The sequence below is a fragment of the Microbacterium sp. MMO-56 genome (genome assembly GCF_037146215.1).
Classification (GTDB): domain Bacteria; phylum Actinomycetota; class Actinomycetes; order Actinomycetales; family Microbacteriaceae; genus Microbacterium.
On sequence record NZ_JBBCVW010000002.1, the window covers coordinates 278,604 to 297,382 of the forward strand.

An 18,779-nucleotide genomic window follows, 5' to 3' on the forward strand; every position below is an offset into this window, starting at 1 on the left:
TTCGTCGTCCCGCGTACGTGCGTCGTCTCGGGCGACCGACCCGCTCACGCGGGCGCGTCACGGTCGGCGAAGGCCGAGCCGGGTCGGATCACGAGCGAGCGCGGCAGCACGGCCCGACGCCATCGTTCGGACCCGCCCACACCCGCCCACAGGGCCCGACGCACGGCTTCCGCCGCGGAGATCGCGGCGGCTCCGGCGTCGTCCGGGAGGCGGCCGCCGTCGGGGGCGTAACTCGCCCGCTCCATCGCGTCGACCAGCCGGGCGACCTCGGCGCGTGGCGCACCGTGCACCGCGACGAGCCGTGCGCCGAAGGCGCGCGGCGACTCCGACGGTCGCACCGGGATAGCGAGATCGATCGACGCATCCTGCACGATGCGCCAGGCCGCGGCCACGTCGCCGCGCAGGTGCAGCATCCGGCGCCGCACCCACGCGATGCCCGCCGGGGCGCCCGCCACGATCAGGACGGTCAGAAGCGTCGTGAGGAACGGCCACGGATCGATGGCCCGCGCGATCGGGGCACCCGCCTCCGACGGCTGATCCGGGCGGTCGACCGGGGCGGCGGTCGGCGACGCGGTCGGCGTAGGGGCGGCCGTCGGAGCGACGACGTCCTCCCCGCCGCCCTCCACCGGCTCGGCCGCACTCGCGAACTGGGTCGCGGTGCCGAGACCCTTCGTCGGCTCGAACGGAACCCAGCCGATCCCCTCGAAGTACACCTCCGGCCAGGCGTGGAGCTGTCCCGTGGTGACCTCGACGACGCGCTGCCCGTCGACGGCGTCGTTCGTCGGCGTTCCGGGCAGGAATCCCACGACGATGCGCGACGGCATGCCCAGCGTGCGCGCCATGAGCGCGAACGAGCCGGCGAAGTGGATGCAGTACCCCTCCTTGCGGTCGAGGAAGGCCGCGACCGCGTCGACTCCGGCGTCGTCGAACCCGTCCTGGACGGGGGCGGTCAGCGAGTAGGTGAACTCCGGACCGCGGAACCACGACTGGAGCGCGATCAGTCGGTCGTAGTCGTTCGAGGCGCCGGCGGTGACACGCCGCGCGACCTCGCCGACGATCGATGGGGTGCCTGCTGGCACGGCGTACAGGTCGACGGAGGCGTCCGTCGCGCGTGCCGGCGCCGCACGGATCTGCTCGCGGGTCGGACGCGGCACGTGCGAGACGACCTCGTAGTTCTGACCCTGTACGCTGCCGTTCCCGGTCAGCACCGTGCGGTTGTAGGGGACGGCGCGCCAGTCGTCGCCCTGCAGACCGGTGACGCCGACGGCGGGGAAGGGCACCGGCAGGTACGTCGAGGCGAGCTGGGAGACCGCGACGTTCGTGCGGTACTCGGTGATCCGGATGCCCTCGCCGGCGGCGACCTCCTCGAGAGCCCCGTCCGAGAGCGGGACGGAGCGCGTCCGGTCGGGCTGCCACACCTCCCCGTCGAACAGCGACAGGGTCGCCACGCGCAGGTACGGCGGCTGCGGGGCGTCGGTGCGCGCCGTGAGCACCGGGACGTCGTTGGGTCGGCGGAGGTCATCGCCCAGGTCGAGGCTCGGGTCGATGCTGGCGCCGAGACCGGTGCCGCCGGGGGCCGCCGTCGGCGGGGGGAGCGCGGGACCCGCCACGAGCGCCGCGGTGATCGCCACCGCCCCGATCGCGATCGCGACGGCCGTGACGCCGCCCGCGCGCGAGGCCGGAGCGGGTGCTTCCCGCGTGCGGGTCTCGGCGCGCAGCAGCCAGAGGATCGCCGCCGACAGGAGGACGAAGGCGAGCACGTCGACACCGGCGGGGACGGCGATCGCTGGGACGAGCCAGACGATGACGAGCGCGACCGCCGCCAGCAGCGGCAGCCGGGCGGTCAGGACGACGTGGTCGAGTCCGACCGCGAGCAGGCCGACCGACCCGACGATGACGGCCGCGATCGCCGGCGAGGATTCGATCGGAGCGACACCGACGAAGATCTCCGTGCCCGCCGTCCGGACCGTGTCGACGGCCTCCGCGACCACGCCGCCGCTCGGGATGACGCCGAGGAGAGCCTGCGCCGGGAAGAAGACCGCGGTCACGGCCCCCGCCCACACGGCGAGCTCCACGAGCGTGATCGCGACGGCGGGCACGCGTCCGGTGCGGCGCAGCGCGAACCCGCACGCGAGCACGAGCGCGCCGATGAGCGCGGAGCCGGGGACCCAGCCGCCGCTGTGCACGACCCGCAGCAGAGGGACCATCGTCACGGCGATGGCCAGCCACAGGGCGATCGTCAGGCGGACCTCGCCGCGGGGTCGGCGGCGTGCCGCGTCAGACCCCGACATGACGGATCCCTCGGTCGACGGCGTCGTGCCACGCGGCGGCCAGATCGCCGTCCACGGGCGCGACCGCAGTCCGCCAGCCCGACGCCGCCGCCCGCGCGAGTGCGCCCGCCCGCGTGAGCTCGAGGTGCGGAGCGACCGCGATCAGCACCGGCAGCGCGCTGTGGTGGACGACGGGCGCGAGCCCGTCCGCCTCCTCGATGCGGATCGCCCCCGTGATGACCACCAGAGGCCCCGTCGAGCCGCCGCCCAGAGCGGGCAGGAGACCGCCCAGGCTTCCCTCGCGGCGCGCGCGGACCCCCGCGAGGTCGATCGCCAGCCGTTCCACGCCGGCGAGGTCGCCCCCGTCGAGCGGGTCGCACAGGGCGGCGCCGTCCCCGTCGATCACCGACACGAGGTATCCCTCGGCGACCAGCTGTGCGGCGACCGAGAGGCATGCCGAGACCGCGACCTCGAAGCCGGCGTCGGCGCCCGGGGCGCGGACGGCATCCATCGACCAGTGCGCCGCGCTCCGGTCGAGCACGACGATCGCCTCGGGAGTGGTCTCCTGCTCCTCCTGGCGCACCATGAGCTGGTCACGGTGCGCGCTCGCCCGCCAGTGGATGCGTCGCATCGAGTCGCCCGGCGTGTAGTGGCGGGGGATCAGGTTGTCCGCGCCCTGCCCGAGCCTGTCCGCGGCGGCGTGCGTGCCGCCCCCGTCCTCGCCCGGCTGGTCGACGAGCGGGCCGAGCTCGACGGCGGCGGGTGTCACGGTCAGTGAGCTCGGACGCCCGACCAGCCGGCGCCGCCGAGCGAGCCCGAACGGATCGATGGACACGATCGCGAGGGGACCGACCGGGTGTATGCCGCGGCGCTCTGCGACGGCGCGGTAGGCGAGCTCGACCGCCCCGCCGCGCGAGCGGATCCCGGAGGTCGTGGCCGGCACCGTGCCCGTCCCGTCCCCGCGCAGACCCGCGGGGACGGTGTCCGCCCAACGCCCCTGCGCCGACGGCAGGGCGGCGCGGACGTCCACGCGCATCCGCACCGTGACGTCGTCGCCGACGGCGACGACGTCCGGCTCGAACGAGCGCGTCACCTTCTCGGTGCTGCGCGCGAGGTACAGGGTCGCGATGCTCGCCCCGACCAGGGTCACCAGGAGGATCGCGAGGTAGAGCAGCTCCGCCAGGCCGAAGCGCTGCGCCAGCACGACGCACGCGCCCGCGAGCACGAGCGCGCCGGTGCCCCGGATCGTCAGCGGCCAGCGGGCGAACACGACCGGCCTCAGCGAGCCGCGAGCGGAACGCGCACCGAGCCGACGATGCCGCGCAGGATCGCCGAGACGGTGTCGGCGCCCGAACGGCCGCGGGCGTTCGCCACGCCGCGGGCGGGGATCATCCGGTGCGCGAAGACCGGCTCCACGAGTGTGGCGACGTCGTCGGGGATGACGAACTCGCGCCCGTCCAGGGCCGCCCACACCTTCGCGGCGCGCACGAGCTGCAGGGTCGCCCGGGGGCTCGCGCCGAGCCTCACCTCGGGGTGGTCGCGGGTCGCGCGGGCGAGTCCGACCGCGTACTCCTCGACCGCGGGGGAGACGTGCACCGCGCGCGCCCACGCGATGAGGGCGCGCACGTCGGCGGTCCCCAGGACCGGGACGAGCCCGTCGAGCGGGTTCGCCGTGTCACGCTGCCGCAGCATGAGCGCCTCGCTCGCGGCATCGGGGTATCCCATCGAGATCCGCATCATGAAGCGGTCGCGCTGCGCCTCGGGGAGGGCGTAGGTGCCCTCCATCTCCAGCGGGTTCTGCGTCGCCACGACGAGGAACGGATCCTCGAGGGTGCGCGAGGTGCCGTCGACGGTCACCTGCCGTTCCTCCATCGCCTCGAGGAGGGCCGACTGGGTCTTCGGTGAGGCGCGGTTGATCTCGTCGGCGATGACGATGTGCGCGAAGATCGCGCCGGGCTTGAACTCGAACTCGCGGTCGACCGGGTTGAACACGCTGACGCCGGTCACGTCGCTCGGGAGCAGATCGGGGGTGAACTGGATGCGGCGGACGGTCGCATCCACCGTCGCCGCCAGGGCCCGCGCGAGCATCGTCTTGCCGACGCCGGGCACGTCCTCGATCAGGAGGTGCCCCTCGGCGAGGAGGCACACGAGCGCGGCGCGCACGGCGGCCGGCTTGCCGTCGATCACCCGCGAGACCGCGGTCACGACGGCTTCGGTCGAGCGGGAGAAGTCATCGGCGGTGGTCGGAGCGTGGGACATTCTGAGCCTGTCTCGCGGCGGCGGTCTCGCCGCGTCGTCGCGGTCGTTCTCGCTCGATGCTAACCCGGGGCGGCGCGGGCGGGGCCCGACGTCGGGTAAACTCCAAGAAGCTCTCCGCGAGGCGGCATCCAGGCCAAATCCCCCAGGACGGAAACGTAGCAAGGGTAACCAGGCTCTGCCGGGTTCGCGGAGAGTCTTACTTTTTCCCGGGATCGCGCGGGTGTGGGCGGCGGGTGTGGCGCTCGGCGGGCGGGCGCGGGGTCGCGTGCCCGCTGGCGCCGCTCGCGGGCACAGGTTCGGGGTCGCGTGTGGCCGGTGGCATCCGTGTTCGGGGTCGCGTGTGGCCCAAGCCCTGGTGCGTTCGCGGGTTCGGGGTCGCGTGTGGCCGGTGGCATCCGTGTTCGGGGTCGCGTGTGGTCGCTGAATCCGTCGCGTGGCGGCCGGAGGGGACCCCGAACCCGCCTGCAGCGGCCGGGTCTGACCAGAGGGCACCCCGAACTTGTATGTGGATGCCGGGCCTTGCGCGCCGGGGTGCGTGCGGGCGCGACCACGCCCTGCAGGGCGGCGCGCGCGATGCAGGTTCGGGGTCGCATGTGGCTCGAGTCCTGGTGCGTTCGCGGGTTCGGGGTCGCGTGTGGTCGGTGGCATTCGTGTTCGGGGTCGCGTGTGGTCGCTGAATCCGTCACGACCCGACCAATCGAGACCCCGAACCTGGCTGCCCGCCCGGGGCCCGACCACAGGCGACCCCGAACCTGCGTGCCCGGGCCGGGGACCGACCAGAAGAGACCCCGAACCTGCGTGCCCGGGGGTGCGACCCGCCCCACAACCCCGCGACCCGACCACAGGAGACCCCGAACCTGCGTGCCCGGGGGTGCGACCCGCCCCACAACCCCGCGACCCGACCACAGGAGACCCCGAACCTGCCAACCCCGCCCCGCCCCACCCCCCGAACCCGCCTTCCGGCGGGGGAGGCAGGTTTTGTCCGGGGGACGAGGGGTCGCGGCGAGTCCCCCCGGCTTAGGCTGATCGGGTGGCGCAGAGCATCTACATCACCTCCACCGAGGGCCTCTCGGGCAAATCCACCATCGTCCTCGGAGCGATCGATGCGCTGAGCCGGTCCATCCCGCGCGTCGGGGTGTTCCGCTCGATCGCGCGCTCGACGTCCGAGCGCGACTACGTGCTCGAGATGCTCCTCGACCACGTGGGCGTCGACCTCGACTACGACGAGTGCGTCGGCGTGACCTACGACGAGGTCCGCCACGACGCGGATGCCGCGCTGTCGAAGATCGTCGAGAGGTTCAAGGCCGTCGAGGCCAAGTGCGACGCCGTCGTGATCGTCGGCAGCGACTTCACCGACGTCGGCTCCACGAGCGAGCTCGGGTACAACGCGCGGATCGCGGCCAACCTCGGTGCGCCGGTCCTCGTCGTGCTCAACGGGCGCGCCGACCAGGGCGACCGCCTCGGGGTGAGCGCGGCGCGCACACCCGAGCAGCTGGGTCAGCTCGTCTCGCTCGCCCTCAACGACATCACCTATCAGCGCGCCGAGCTGTTCGCCGTCATCACGAACCGGGCCGACCCCGCGAAGCTCGGCGCGATCGACGACGCCATCCGCGCCGTTGTCGCCGACGCCCCCGCGGCCGACGGAACCCGCGAGGCGCCCGTCGGCGTCTGGTCGATCCCGGAGGACGTCGTGCTGGTCGCGCCGGCCGTCCGCGACATCATGCTGAAGCTCGACGGCACGCTCCTGCGCGGCGACGACGACCTGCTCACGCGCGAGGTGCTCGACGTCGTCATCGCCGGCATGTCGCTCGACAACGTCCTGCCGCGCCTGACCGAGGGGGCGATTGTGATCGTCCCCGCCGACCGCACCGAGGTGCTGCTCGGCCTCCTGCTCGCCAACTCCTCGGGGACCTTCCCGTCGATCGCCGGCATCATCCTCAACGGACCGTTCCCCCTGCCCGACACGGTGCAGACCCTCATGGCGGGGCTCGACTCGTCGCTGCCGATCGTGCTGACCGACCTCGACACGTACGACACGGCGGTGCGCGTCATGGGCACCCGGGGGCGCTTGGCCGCCGGATCGCAGCGCCGCTTCGACACCGCCATCGCCCTCTTCGAGCAGAACGTCGACACGGAGGAGTTCGCCCGCGCCCTGGGCCTGGCCCACTCGGCCGTCGTCACCCCGCTGATGTTCGAGTACCAGCTGCTCGAGAAGGCGCGCACCGGGCGCAAGCGCATCGTGCTGCCCGAGGGCGGCGACGACCGCGTCCTGCGGGCGGCGGCGACGGTGCTCGCCCGCGGCATCGCCGACCTCACCATCCTCGGCGAGGAGGCGGAGGTGCGCGGCCGCGCCGTCGAGCTCGGGCTCGACCTGTCCGCCGCGCACGTGCTCAGCCCCTTCGACCCCGAGACCGTGGACCGCTTCGCCCGAGAGTACGCGGAGCTGCGCAAGCACAAGGGCGTCACGTACGAGAAGGCCGCCGACACGATCACGGATGTCTCGTACTTCGGCACGATGATGGTGCACCTCGGCCTCGCGGACGGCATGGTCTCGGGCGCGGCGCACACGACGGCGCACACCATCCGGCCCGCCTTCGAGATCATCAAGACGCGCCCCGGGGTCTCCGTGGTCTCGAGCGTGTTCCTGATGGCCCTCGCCGACCGGGTGCTCGTGTACGGCGACTGCGCCGTGATCCCCGATCCCACGTCCGAGCAGCTCGCCGACATCGCCGTCTCGTCCGCCGCGACGGCGCGCGAGTTCGGCATCGACCCGCGCGTCGCGATGCTCTCGTACTCGACCGGTGAGTCGGGCTCCGGCGAGGACGTCGACAAGGTGCGGGCGGCGACGGCGTTCGTGCGCGAGCGCGCACCCCACCTGCTCGTCGAGGGGCCGATCCAGTACGACGCCGCGGCCGACGCCGCCGTCGCGAAGGCCAAGATGCCCGGATCGGCGGTCGCGGGCCGGGCGACGGTGTTCGTCTTCCCCGACCTCAACACCGGCAACAACACCTACAAGGCGGTGCAGCGCTCCGCCGGCGCGGTGGCGATGGGCCCCGTCCTGCAGGGGCTGAACAAGCCGATCAACGACCTCTCGCGCGGAGCGCTGGTCGACGACATCGTCAACACCATCGCGATCACCGCGATCCAGGCACAGGGAGCATCCGCATGACCGTCGTCCTCGTCATCAACAGCGGCTCGTCGTCGTTCAAGTACCAGCTCGTCGACGTCGAGTCGCAGACGGCGCTCGCGTCGGGGCTCGTCGAGCGCATCGGCCAGCCGACGGGCTCGGCCCGGCACAAGGTGGACGGCGCCGAGTACGACCGCGAGCTGCCGATCCCCGACCACACGGCGGGCTTCCAGGTGATGCTCGACGCGTTCGCCGAGCACGGACCGTCCCTCGAGGAGCACGCGCCGAGCGCCGTCGGCCACCGCGTCGTGCAGGGCGGCGCGCGCTTCTTCCACCCGACCCTCATCGACGATCTCGTCGAGATCAACATCGACGAGCTGTCGGTGCTCGCACCGCTGCACAACCCCGGCGCGCTGCAGGGGATCCGCGCAGCCCGGGAGGCCTTCGCCGACCTGCCGCACGTCGCGGTCTTCGACACGGCCTTCCACCAGACCCTGCCGCCCGCGGCGTACACCTACGCGATCGACCAGACCGTCGCGCGTCGCCACCGCATCCGCCGGTACGGATTCCACGGCACGAGCCACAAGTTCGTGAGCGAGGCCGCCGCCGCGCACCTCGGCCGCCCGCTGCGCGAGCTGCGTCAGATCGTCCTGCACCTGGGCAACGGGGCGTCGATCACCGCGATCGACGGCGGTCACTCCGTCGAGACCTCGATGGGGCTCACCCCGCTCGAAGGCCTCGTGATGGGCACCCGGTCGGGCGACATCGATCCGTCCGTGCTGCTCGTGCTGGCGCGCCGCGAGGAGATGACGCCGGGCGCTCTCGACGACTTCCTCAACAAGCACAGCGGGCTGTACGGGATCGCGGGCGTGTCCGACATGCGCGACATCGAAGAGCGCCGCGCCGAGGGATCCGGCTCGGCCATGCTGGCGTTCGACGTGTACATCCACCGCCTGCGCGCGTACATCGGCGCCTACATCGCCCAGCTCGGCGGCGTCGACGTCATCTCCTTCACCGCGGGCGTCGGCGAGAACTCCGACCTCGTCCGGGCCGCGGCGCTCGAGACCCTGGGCTTCGCCGGCGTCCACCTGGATGCCGAGCGCAACGCCGCGCGCGAGCGCGGGATCCGCGTGATCTCGACCGACGACTCGCCCGTCACGGTCCTGGTGGTGCCGACCAACGAAGAGCTCGAGATCGCCCGCCAGACCCTCACCGTGGCGCTCGGGCACTGACCGGCCCGCGCCGATCCGAGCACGACACACGCCGTTCACGCCCCGCCACTACGCTGTCACCGTGGCAGACGCACTTCCCGACCTGACGACCTTCGACGGCGTCCTGTTCGACCTCGACGGCGTGCTCACGCCGACCGCCGAGGTTCACATGCACGCCTGGCGCACGATGTTCGCCGAGCTGTTCACCGCCTGGTCGATCGAGCCGCCCTACAGCGACGACGACTACTTCCGCTTCCTGGACGGGAAGCAGCGGTACGACGGGGTCGCGGGCCTGCTGCGCTCGCGCGACGTCGAGGTGCCGTGGGGCGCCCCCGACGACCCGCCGAGCGCCGACACGGTGTGCGGCATCGGCAACCGGAAGAACGCCGTGTTCGCCGCCGTGCTGCGCGCCGACGGCATCGCCCCGTACCCGGGATCGCTCGCGCTCCTCGTGCAGCTGCGCGACGCCGGCACGCCCATCGGCGTCGTCTCCAGCTCGAAGAACGCCGAAGAGGTGCTCACCGCGGCGGGCATCCGCGACTTCTTCCCCGTCGTGATGGACGGCGTCGTCGCCTCGCGCGTGGGCCTGCGGTCCAAGCCCGAACCCGACATGTTCGCCGAAGGGGCGCGGATGCTGGGCGTCGACCCGGCGCGCAGCGCGGCCGTCGAGGACGCCCACTCCGGAGTGCAGTCCGCCTCCGCGGCGGGCTTCGGGCTCGTCGTCGGCGTCGATCGGGGCGCCGGCGCGCAGGCGCTGCGCGACCTCGGCGCCGATGTGGTCGTGGACGACCTCGCAGAGCTCGTCCGCTGATGGGCCCGCGCAGGGAAGGAAGGACCAGCATGGACCGCACCCGGTTCCCCGTCGACCCGTGGCGCCTGGTCGAGACGGACTTCTCGCTCGACGACGTGGGCGTCACCGAGACCCTCTTCGCCCTCGGCAACGGCTACCTGGGGCTGCGCGGCAACCAGCCCGAGGGGCGCCAGGCGCACGAGCACGGGACGTTCATCAACGGCTTCCACGAGACGTTCCCGATCCGTCACGCGGAGCAGGCGTACGGCTTCGCCGAGGTCGGCCAGACGATCATCAACGCGCCCGACGCGAAGGTGATGCGGGTCTACGTCGACGACGAGCCGCTCGCGTTCGACATGGCCGACATCCGCGAGTACGAGCGCGTCCTCGACATGCGCACCGGCGTGCTCACCCGCCACGTCCGCTGGATGACGCCGAGCGGCAAGGACGTCCTCATCGAGACCGACCGGATGGTCTCCTTCTAGGAGAAGCACCTCGTGGCGATGCGCCTCACGGTCACGGTGCTGAACGCCGACGCTCCCGTCACCGTGAGCTGCCAGCTCATCAACCGGCAGGACGGCGAGGACGTGTACGGCGGCGCCGCCCCGGGGCGGCCCGGGAAGACGAAGGCCGGGTTCGATCCGCGCAAGGCGGAGAAGATCCACCAGCGGGTGCTGCAGCCGCAGGAGTACTGGCAGTCCGGTGGCCGGTCGGCGCTGTCCTACGAGGCGACCGAGTCCGGGATGACGATGGCGGTCGTCGCCGATCACCTCATCGAGACCGACAACGAGTACTCCGCGCGCACGCTCGTCGAGCCGGACATCGCCAAGAACGTGTTCCGCGTGCAGGCCAAGGCCGGGGTCCCGGTCACGATCACCAAGCTCGTGAGCTATCACACCTCGCGCGGCGTCCCCGCCCGCGAGCTCGTCGATCGGGGCCGGCGCACGCTCGACCGGGTGGAGGCGGAGGGCGTCGAGCGCCAGTACGACCGCCAGGCCGCGTGGATGGCGGGCTTCTGGGAGCGCTCCGACATCCTCATCGGCGGCCACGACGACCTCCAGCAGGCGGCGCGCTGGTGCCTGTTCCAGCTCGCCCAGGCCGCGGCGCGCGCCGACGGCCACGGCGTCCCCGCGAAGGGCGTCACCGGGTCGGGCTACAGCGGCCACTACTTCTGGGACACCGAGATCTACGTCCTGCCGTTCCTGATCTACACGACCCCGCAGTGGGCGCGCAACGCCCTGCGGATGCGGTACCTGATGCTCCCCGCGGCCCGCAGGCGCGCGGGTCAGCTCAACGAGGCGGGGGCTCTCTTCCCCTGGCGCACGATCAGCGGCGAGGAGGCGTCCGCCTACTACGCCGCGGGCACCGCGCAGTACCACATCAATGCCGACGTGAGCTTCGCGCTCGGCAAGTACGTGCGCGCGACCGGCGACGAGGAATTCCTCTACCGCGAGGGCATCGACATCGCGGTCGAGACCGCCCGGCTGTGGTCGACCCTCGGCTTCTGGCGGTTCAACGAGGACGGCGAGCCCGAGGTGTTCCACATCCACGGCGTCACCGGTCCGGACGAGTACACGACCGTCGTCAACGACAACCTCTTCACCAACGTCATGGCCCGGTACAACCTGCGCTTCGCGGCACGGGTCGTCCGCGAGATGGCCGAAGAGGCCCCGCGGGAGTACGAGACGATGGTCGCCCGGCTCGGCCTCGGCGAGGGCGAGCCGGATGCCTGGGAGGCCGCCGCCGAGGCGATGCACATCCCGTACAGCGAGGCTCTCGGCATCCATCCGCAGGACGCCGTGTTCCTCGAACGCGAGGTGTGGGACCTGGAGAGCACGCCGCCCGAGCAGCGACCGCTGCTGCTGCACTTCCACCCGCTCGTGATCTACCGCTACCAGGTGCTCAAGCAGGCCGACGTGGTGCTCGCCCTCTACCTTCAGGGCAACCATTTCACCGACGACGAGAAGCTCGCCGACTTCGAGTACTACGACCCGCTGACCACGGGGGATTCGACGCTGTCCGCCGTCGTCCAGGCGATCCTCGCCGCGGAGGTCGGGTACCAGGACCTCGCGCTGGAGTACTTCGCCCAGTCGATCTTCGTCGACCTCGGCGACCTGCACCACAACGCGGCCGACGGCGTCCACGTCGCCTCCGCCGGCGGCGTGTGGACCGCGCTCGTCGCCGGGTTCGGCGGCATGCGCGACCACTACGGCGAGCTGTCCTTCGATCCGCGACTGCCCGCCGACTGGCCGTCGCTGTCGTTCACGCTGCACTGGCACGGCACCGCCCTGCAGGTCACCGTCACACGCCGTGAGCTGACGGTGACCGCCGGCGAGGGGGAGGCCGTCCACTTCTCGGTGCGGGGGCGCGAGCACGTCGTGCGCGGAGGCGAGACGGTCGTCGTCGCGCTCGCCGGCCAGGGTCCCGTCATCCCGGGGCGCCCGACGCTGAGCGACATCGGCGACTCCCTGCGCGAGGACGGCACGCTCCTGTCGGCGTCCGTCCCGAGCGCCGTGATGACGACGAGCATCCCCGTGATCACGGGCGCCACGCCGGTGTCCGAGCTGGGTGCGGTGCGCGAGGAGCACGCGAACCTCGGCATCGACTCCTGAGGGGGCCGCGCGGACGGGCCCCGGGCGTCGGGGCTCGGGCGTGGGGCGTCAGACGAGGTAGGGCGCGACCTCGGCGGCCACGCGGTCGAGCCGGGGGACCAGCTCGTCGGCCTGCCGCACCCGGTGGCCGGGTCCCGAGAAGGCGAGGGCTCCGGCGATCGCGCCGTCGGGCCCGCGCAGCGGCACCGCGAGGCATCCGTAGCCGGGCGTCGTCACGTCGATCCGGCGCACGCCGCCGATGCGCGCGAGCTCGTCGGCGCCGTCGGTCGCGGCGTCGCCCTCGTCCCCGTTCGCGATGAGCAGGAGCACCCCCAGGGCGTAGCGCTCCGGCTCGCGGTTCAGACGCACGACGTCGCTCAGCGGGAAGTCGGGGTCCTCGTCGACGACGTGAAGCCGGCCCGCGACGTAGGTCGCGACGTGGACGCCGCCGCGCACCGCGCCGCGCGCCTCGGCCAGCACGTGCCGCGCCGCCGTCGGCAGCCGCGCGGGATGCGCGGCGGCCGCCAGTTGCGCGACCTTCGCGCCGAGCGCGAACCCCGACAGGTCGGGCGTGCGCACGAGGTACTCGTCCTCGACGAGCAGATTGAGCAGCCGGTACGTCGTCGCGCGGGGCAGCCCGAGTCTCGTCGAGAGCTCCCGCGCCGTCGCCCCGGCCCCGAGCTCGGCGACCGCCTCGAGCACGGTGAGCGCGCTGTGGATGGCGCGCGGCTGCCGCGCCGACAGCGCGGGGGCGGTGTCGCCCGGATCAGTCATCCGTGTCATCGCGGGCCACTCCGCCGAGGACGGCGTCGGCGACGGGCACGTCGTAGGACCCCAGCGGACCCAGCGGGCGTCGCAGACGCCAGGCGATCAGTCCGGCGCACACCGCCGCGACCGCCAGAGCGATGCCGGGGGCCGGGCTCCCCGCTGCCACGTCGGCGGCGCTGAAGGCGACGACCGCGGCGACGAGCGCGATCGCGGAGACGAGGGACACCAGGACGGCCCCCGCGGTCAGCTCGCCGATGCGGCGCAGGAACACGGGCGCCGCGAGGCAGACGAGGGTGTAGGAGACGATGTAGCCGATACCGCCCACGGCGATCGTGAGGTGCATCGCCGCGCGCAGGTCGACCCCGCAGAGGACGAGTCCGAGCGGCACGCCGATGACGATCGGGAGGGTCACGGCGATCGCGCCCACGGGAGTGCCGAAGCGGGGATGGGTGCGCCCCGTCCTGGGCCCGAGCACGCCGTCCCGGGCCATCGCGAACAGGACCCGCGCGAGTGCGGTGGTCGATCCGATCGCGCAGGCCAGGAACGACGCGGCGATCCCGAGGTCGGCGACGACCCCCCATCCGCCGAGGCCGTACGCGTCCGCGAGTGTGTTCACCGGAGAGCTCGCGTGGGCGAAGTCGCGCCCGAGCGCGGCGAAGCCGGCGACCTGTGCCACCGCCGCGAGCAGGTACAGGAGCAGCGAGATCACGACGGTCGCCCGCATCGCCCGCGGGATCGCGCGCAGCGGCGTCCGGGCTTCGACGCCGAGCGTCGCCGCGCTCTCGAACCCTACGTAGGCCGTGAGGGCGATGAGCGCTCCCGCCCCCACGCTCAGCGGCGTGTCCGACCCGGACGGGAGGAACACCGCCGGGTCGACGGGGCCGATCCGGGTCAGCAGCACGAGGAGCAGCGCGACGATGAGCAGCACGGACGCGGATTCCACCACGAGCGCCACACGCGCCGACAGTCGGATGCCGCGCACCAGCACGAGGGTGAGCAGCCCCGCCTCGACGAGCAGCACCGCGCCGATCCCGACGGGGCTCGCGATGCCCGGGAGGATCGGGCGCAGGAGGATCGTCGTGTAGTACGCGCCGCCGAGGAGCGCGAACATCGCCACGGCGCCGTAGCCGACCAGCGCCGCCGCCCCCGTGGCGAGCCCGCCGCGGGTGCCGAACCCGCGGGCCGCGTAGGTGTAGACGGCGCCGGACGCGGCGAGCCGGCGGGCGAACTGTCCGACCGTGCCGGCCACCAGCAGGCTCAGCACCCCCGCGGCGAGCACCGAGAGCACCACCGCGCCCGGGGACACGCCCGCGACGAGCCCCGTCACGGTCGTCGCCGCGGCGGCGGGCGCGACCGCCGACACGGACTGCGCCATGACGTCGACGAACCCGACGCTCCGGCGGTCCAGACCGTGCAGGGGCGACCGGCGCCCGAAGGCGCGCACGGGGGCGGGGCTGCGGATCGCTCGCTCCAGTGCGGTCATCATCCCTCCTCGCCGCCCGATGCTAGGTCGGCGGCGTTGCCGCCGAAGGTCCCCCGTGTTTCCGCGCCGTTTCCCCGAATGGGACGGGTCGCGTCGGTGCTCCCGTTCGGGGTGCCGGAGGTTTTACCCGGCCGAGACGACCGCGTGACGCCGGGGCGCGACGATCGGCGCATCGACACCTCCGACTCGACCCCAGAGAGGTCACCATGACGAAACTCGACTCGCCCGGAGCCGCCGCTCCGGCCGGCGCAGGCCGCCGGACCCTGACCGGCTCGCTCGGAGCCACCGCGATCGTCTTCATGGTCGTGGCGGCCGCCTCGCCGCTCACCGTGATCGGCGGAGCCGCGCCGCTGGGCATCCTGCTCGGCAACGGCGTCGGCTTCCCCGCGCTGTACGCGGTGAGCGCGGTCATCCTGTTGCTGTTCGCGGTCGGCCTGTCCGCGATGTCGCGCCACATCCCGCGGCCGGGGGCGTTCTTCACCTACGTCGGCTACGGCCTCGGACGTTCGACGGGCCTCGCCGCGGCGTGGGCGGCGATGCTCACGTACACGGCCATCCAGGTCTCGGTGTACGGCTACATCGGCTACATCCTCGCCTACACGCTGCAGAGCTACACCGGAGCCGTCGTCCCCTGGTGGCTGTTCGCGCTCGGGATCATCGGACTCGTCGGCATCCTCGGCTACCGGCACATCGACCTGTCGAGCAAGGTGCTGGGCGTCCTGCTGATCGCCGAGGTCGGCATCGTCGCGGTCCTCGTCGCGGTCGTGCTCTTCCGCGCCCCCGAGGGTCTCAGCCTCGCCCCGTTCGCGCCGTCCGAGGTGGTCAGCGGGTCCCCGGGCGTCGGCCTGATGTTCGCGATCGCCGCGTTCATCGGCTTCGAGGCGACCGCCATCTTCCGCGACGAGGCCCGCGACCCCGATCGCACGATCCCGCGCGCGACGTATCTCGCGGTCATCGGGATCGGCGTGTTCTACACGGTCGCCTCGTGGGGCCTCGTCATGGCCTGGGGGCCGAGCGGGGTCGTCGACGCCGCCGCCGAAGACCCCGGCAGCCTCATCCTGCGCACGATGGCGACCTACCTGGGAGCGGCGGGCGAGGCGATCACGAACGTCCTGCTCATCACGTCGATGTTCGCCTGCGTGCTCTCGTTCCACAACGTCGTCACGCGGTACCAGCATTCGATGGCGACCGCGGGCGTACTGCCCGAACGCCTCGCCGGCGTCCACCACCGCCACCTGTCGCCGCACTTCTCCTCGATCGTCCAGACCGCCACCGCGGCGATCCTGGTCGCCGTGTTCGCGGCGTTCGGCCTCGACCCCGTCCTGCAGGTGTTCACCTGGTTCGCCGGCGTGGCGACGCTCGCGATCGCCCTGCTGATGGCGCTGACGTCCGTCGCGGTGATCGTCTACTTCGCCCGCACGCGCGCCGACCGCCGCCCCTGGAACACCGTGATCGCCCCTGCCCTCGGGTTCATCGGGCTCGTGCTGTCCTCGGCGCTCATCGTCGCCTACTTCCCGATCATGGTCGGCGACCTCGACGCGGACGGCGCCCCGGTGTTCGGCGGGCTCAGCTGGTTCCTCATCGGCCTCGTCGCCCTGTTCCCGCTGCTCGGAGCGCTGCAGGCCGCCTGGATCCGCACCCGTCGGCCCCTCGCATACGCGAAGCTCACCGACGCCATCGCCGCCTGACCCGCCCGTCCCACCCCGAAGGAGACCACTCATGACCCTCACCGAGCCCACGACCACGACCGCGACCGTCGCCGCCCCCGCCGCCGCGCCGCACCCCCTCGCCTCGCTGACGGCGGCGGAGATCGACGCGGTGCGCGCCGCCGTGCTCGCCCTCCCCACGACGACCGACCGGGTCCGCTTCGCCTACGTCGGCCTCGAAGAACCGCCCAAGAGCGCCGTGCTCGCGTGGGAGGCCGGGGGAGAGCGCCCCGAACGGCGCGCGCGGGTGCAGCTGCTGGACATGGCCACGACGCGCTCGAGCGACCTCGTGGTCTCGGTGGAGACAGGCGAGGTGTTGCGCGAGAGCGTCCTCGACGGCACCGGGGGGCAGCTGCCGATCCTCGACGCGGAGTTCGAGGAGGTCGGGGTGATCGCCAACGCGGACGCCGGATGGGTCGCCGCTCTCGCCGGCCGCGGGCTGACGGTCGACGACGTCGTGCTCGTGCCGCTGTCGGCGGGGCACTACGGCTACCCGGCCGAGGAGGGGCGGCGCATCCTGCGCACGTTCGCCTTCCGGCAGGACCACCCGAAGGACCACCCCTGGGCGCACCCCGTCGACGGGTTGACCGCCTACATCGACGTGACCGCGCGCCGGGTGATCGAGATCGTGGACACGCCGGGGTTCGCCGTCCCCGAGACGAGCGGCAACTTCGACGACCCCGAGCTGCAGGGCGAGCCCCTCGAGGGCCTGCGGCCCATCGTCATCACCCAGCCCGAGGGAGCGAGCTTCACGGTGCAGGACGAGCACGTCACGTGGGGCGAGTGGGACCTCCGCATCGGCTTCGACACCCGCGAAGGCCTGATCCTGCGTCAGCTGAGCTTCCAGGGGCGCCCGGTGATGTACCGCGGCTCGATCAGCGAGATGGTCGTCCCGTACGCCGATCCCGCGCCGAACCGCTTCTGGCAGAACTACTTCGACACGGGGGAGTACCTCTTCGGCCGGTACACCAACGAGCTCGAGCTCGGGTGCGACTGCGTCGGAGACATCACCTACGTCGACGTCGTCCTCGCGGACGAGCTGGGGTCGCCCCGCACCGTGCGCAACGGCGTGTGCATGCACGAGGAGGACTTCGGCTCGCTGTGGAAGCACACCGACATCTTCACGGGCTCCAGCGAGGTGCGCCGCCAGCGACGGCTCGTGATCTCCTTCTTCACCACGGTCGGCAACTACGACTACGGGTTCTTCTGGTACCTGTACCTCGACGGCACGATCGAGTGCGAGGCGAAGCTCACCGGCATCCTCTTCACGTCCTCCTATCCCGGCGAGGGCTACCCGTTCGCCTCCGAGGTGGCGCCGGGCCTCGGCGCGCCCTACCACCAGCACCTGTTCTCGGCGCGACTCGACATGACCGTCGACGGGCTCGCGAACGTCGTGAACGAGATCGACGCGGTGCGTCTGCCCATCTCAGAGACCAATCCCGCGGGCAACGCGTTCACGAAGAAGGTCACGCCGCTCCTCTCGGAGGCCGTGTCCGGCCGCGTCGCCGACGGCGCGGTGAACCGGGTGTGGCAGATCGCGTCGACGGAGCACACGACCTCGCTCGGTCAGCCGACTTCGTACGTGCTCTTCCCGACCGAGACGCCGGTGCTGCTCGCCGACGACGACTCGTCGATCGCCGCGCGCGCGGCCTTCGCCACGAAGAACCTGTTCGTGACCAGGTACGACCCGGACGAGCGCTACGCGGCGGGCGACTTCGTCAACCAGCATCCGGGCGGTGCCGGGATCCCGGCGTTCATCGCGGGCGACGAGCCGATCGTCGGGGAGGACATCGTGCTGTGGCACACCTTCGGGCTCACGCACTTCCCCCGCAACGAGGACTGGCCCGTCATGCCGATGGACTACGCGAAGTTCACGCTCAAGCCGTACAACTTCTTCGAGCGCAACCCCACGCTGCACGTCCCCGCGCCGCGCGCAGCACACTGCGCGCCCGGTCACGGGCACGGTGCGGAGGGTCATGCGCACGGCGGTCACGAGCACCACTGCTGAGATCGTGACGTTCCACCTGATGGCGCTCGCGCCCGCCGCGATCGGTCTGTGCTGCCTCGCAGCCGATCGACGGCGGGCGCGGATCGGCGAGCTCGCCGCGAGCGTCCTGATGATGCTCGCGATGGTCGACGCGGCCGTCGGGCGCGTCGTGCCGGTCGTGTGGTGGGTCGTCGTGCTCCTGGCCGGCGCCATGGCGCTCGCCGCCGCGCACGGCCGTCCCCGATCCGGGCCCCGGGCCGGATCGGCGGGCGCCGGCGGGACGACGATGGCGGTGCATGCCGCCGGAGGCATGATCGTGATGGCCGTGCTGCTGCTCGCGATGGCGGGCGGGATCGTCTCCGGGGCCGACGCCGGGGCCGGGGGCGGTCACGTGCACGGAGGCGCCGGTGGCGGGGGCGCCGGGATGGGCGTCGCCGCGTTCGGCGCGATCCTGGCCGGTGTGTACGTCGTGGCATCCCTCATCGTCATCGCGCGCGCCCGCTCGCGTCTGGACCGCGGCCAGTACGCAGCGATGGCCGCCTCGGCGGGGCTGATGGCGTGGAGCCTCGTCGCCTGACGGACCCTCC

11 protein-coding genes, 1 other RNA gene and 1 pseudogene are annotated in these 18,779 nt (G+C 72.6%); 8 read left to right on the forward strand and 5 right to left on the reverse strand.

Annotated features, from left to right (window positions below; translation table 11 throughout):
* Positions 1-44: 44 nt before the first annotated feature.
* From WFI00_RS03000 to WFI00_RS03010, 3 genes are read right to left on the reverse strand one after another with little or no spacing between them, the layout of a single operon-like run.
* Positions 45-2,291 (reverse strand): transglutaminase TgpA family protein, encoded by a 2,247-nt coding sequence (locus WFI00_RS03000; RefSeq protein ID WP_336631079.1) that lies wholly within the window; start codon positions 2,289-2,291, stop codon positions 45-47.
* A complete protein-coding gene (locus WFI00_RS03005; protein ID WP_336631080.1) occupies positions 2,278-3,540 on the reverse strand; it encodes a DUF58 domain-containing protein in 1,263 nt (420 codons plus the stop codon). Before WFI00_RS03005 ends, WFI00_RS03000 begins: the two co-directional genes overlap by 14 nt.
* Positions 3,541-3,548: 8 nt before the next feature.
* Positions 3,549-4,529: an AAA family ATPase gene (locus WFI00_RS03010; protein WP_336631081.1), complete on the reverse strand. Its 981-nt coding sequence runs from the start codon at positions 4,527-4,529 to the stop codon at positions 3,549-3,551.
* A gap of 105 nt (positions 4,530-4,634) precedes the next feature.
* Between WFI00_RS03010 and ffs the strand changes: the two genes are divergently transcribed.
* The 5 genes and pseudogenes from ffs to WFI00_RS03035 all read left to right on the forward strand — a co-directional run bounded on the left by ffs (position 4,635) and on the right by WFI00_RS03035 (position 12,269).
* An RNA gene (gene ffs / locus WFI00_RS03015) (signal recognition particle sRNA small type) lies at positions 4,635-4,731 on the forward strand.
* 828 nt (positions 4,732-5,559) lie between these two features.
* A complete protein-coding gene (pta, locus tag WFI00_RS03020; protein ID WP_336631082.1) occupies positions 5,560-7,698 on the forward strand; it encodes a phosphate acetyltransferase in 2,139 nt (712 codons plus the stop codon).
* Positions 7,695-8,888 (forward strand): acetate/propionate family kinase, encoded by a 1,194-nt coding sequence (locus WFI00_RS03025; protein ID WP_336631083.1) that lies wholly within the window; start codon positions 7,695-7,697, stop codon positions 8,886-8,888. Before pta ends, WFI00_RS03025 begins: the two co-directional genes overlap by 4 nt.
* Positions 8,889-8,949: 61 nt before the next feature.
* Positions 8,950-9,678 carry an HAD family hydrolase gene (locus tag WFI00_RS03030; protein WP_336631084.1) on the forward strand — a complete coding sequence of 243 codons (729 nt, stop codon included), beginning with the start codon at positions 8,950-8,952 and terminating at the stop codon, positions 9,676-9,678.
* A 29-nt stretch (positions 9,679-9,707) separates the two neighbouring features.
* A pseudogene (locus WFI00_RS03035) lies at positions 9,708-12,269 on the forward strand (glycoside hydrolase family 65 protein).
* A 48-nt stretch (positions 12,270-12,317) separates the two neighbouring features.
* Here the strand turns inward: WFI00_RS03035 and WFI00_RS03040 are convergent.
* Together WFI00_RS03040 and WFI00_RS03045 are read right to left on the reverse strand one after the other, a co-directional pair.
* Entirely contained in the window at positions 12,318-13,022 is a 705-nt protein-coding gene (locus WFI00_RS03040) for a helix-turn-helix domain-containing protein (protein WP_336631085.1), read from the reverse strand.
* Positions 13,015-14,499 carry an APC family permease gene (locus tag WFI00_RS03045; RefSeq protein WP_336631086.1) on the reverse strand — a complete coding sequence of 495 codons (1,485 nt, stop codon included), beginning with the start codon at positions 14,497-14,499 and terminating at the stop codon, positions 13,015-13,017. Before WFI00_RS03045 ends, WFI00_RS03040 begins: the two co-directional genes overlap by 8 nt.
* 206 nt (positions 14,500-14,705) lie before the next feature.
* On the opposite strand from WFI00_RS03045, the gene WFI00_RS03050 reads away from it, so the two are divergent.
* The 3 genes from WFI00_RS03050 to WFI00_RS03060 are packed head-to-tail and all read left to right on the forward strand — an operon-like array spanning position 14,706 to position 18,769.
* Positions 14,706-16,187 carry an APC family permease gene (locus WFI00_RS03050; RefSeq protein WP_336631087.1) on the forward strand — a complete coding sequence of 494 codons (1,482 nt, stop codon included), beginning with the start codon at positions 14,706-14,708 and terminating at the stop codon, positions 16,185-16,187.
* Between the two features lie 31 nt (positions 16,188-16,218).
* Complete coding sequence (locus tag WFI00_RS03055; protein WP_336631088.1) at positions 16,219-18,213, forward strand: primary-amine oxidase; 1,995 nt, start codon at positions 16,219-16,221, stop codon at positions 18,211-18,213.
* Positions 18,182-18,769 carry a hypothetical protein gene (locus WFI00_RS03060; RefSeq protein ID WP_336631089.1) on the forward strand — a complete coding sequence of 196 codons (588 nt, stop codon included), beginning with the start codon at positions 18,182-18,184 and terminating at the stop codon, positions 18,767-18,769. Before WFI00_RS03055 ends, WFI00_RS03060 begins: the two co-directional genes overlap by 32 nt.
* Positions 18,770-18,779 lie beyond the last annotated feature (10 nt).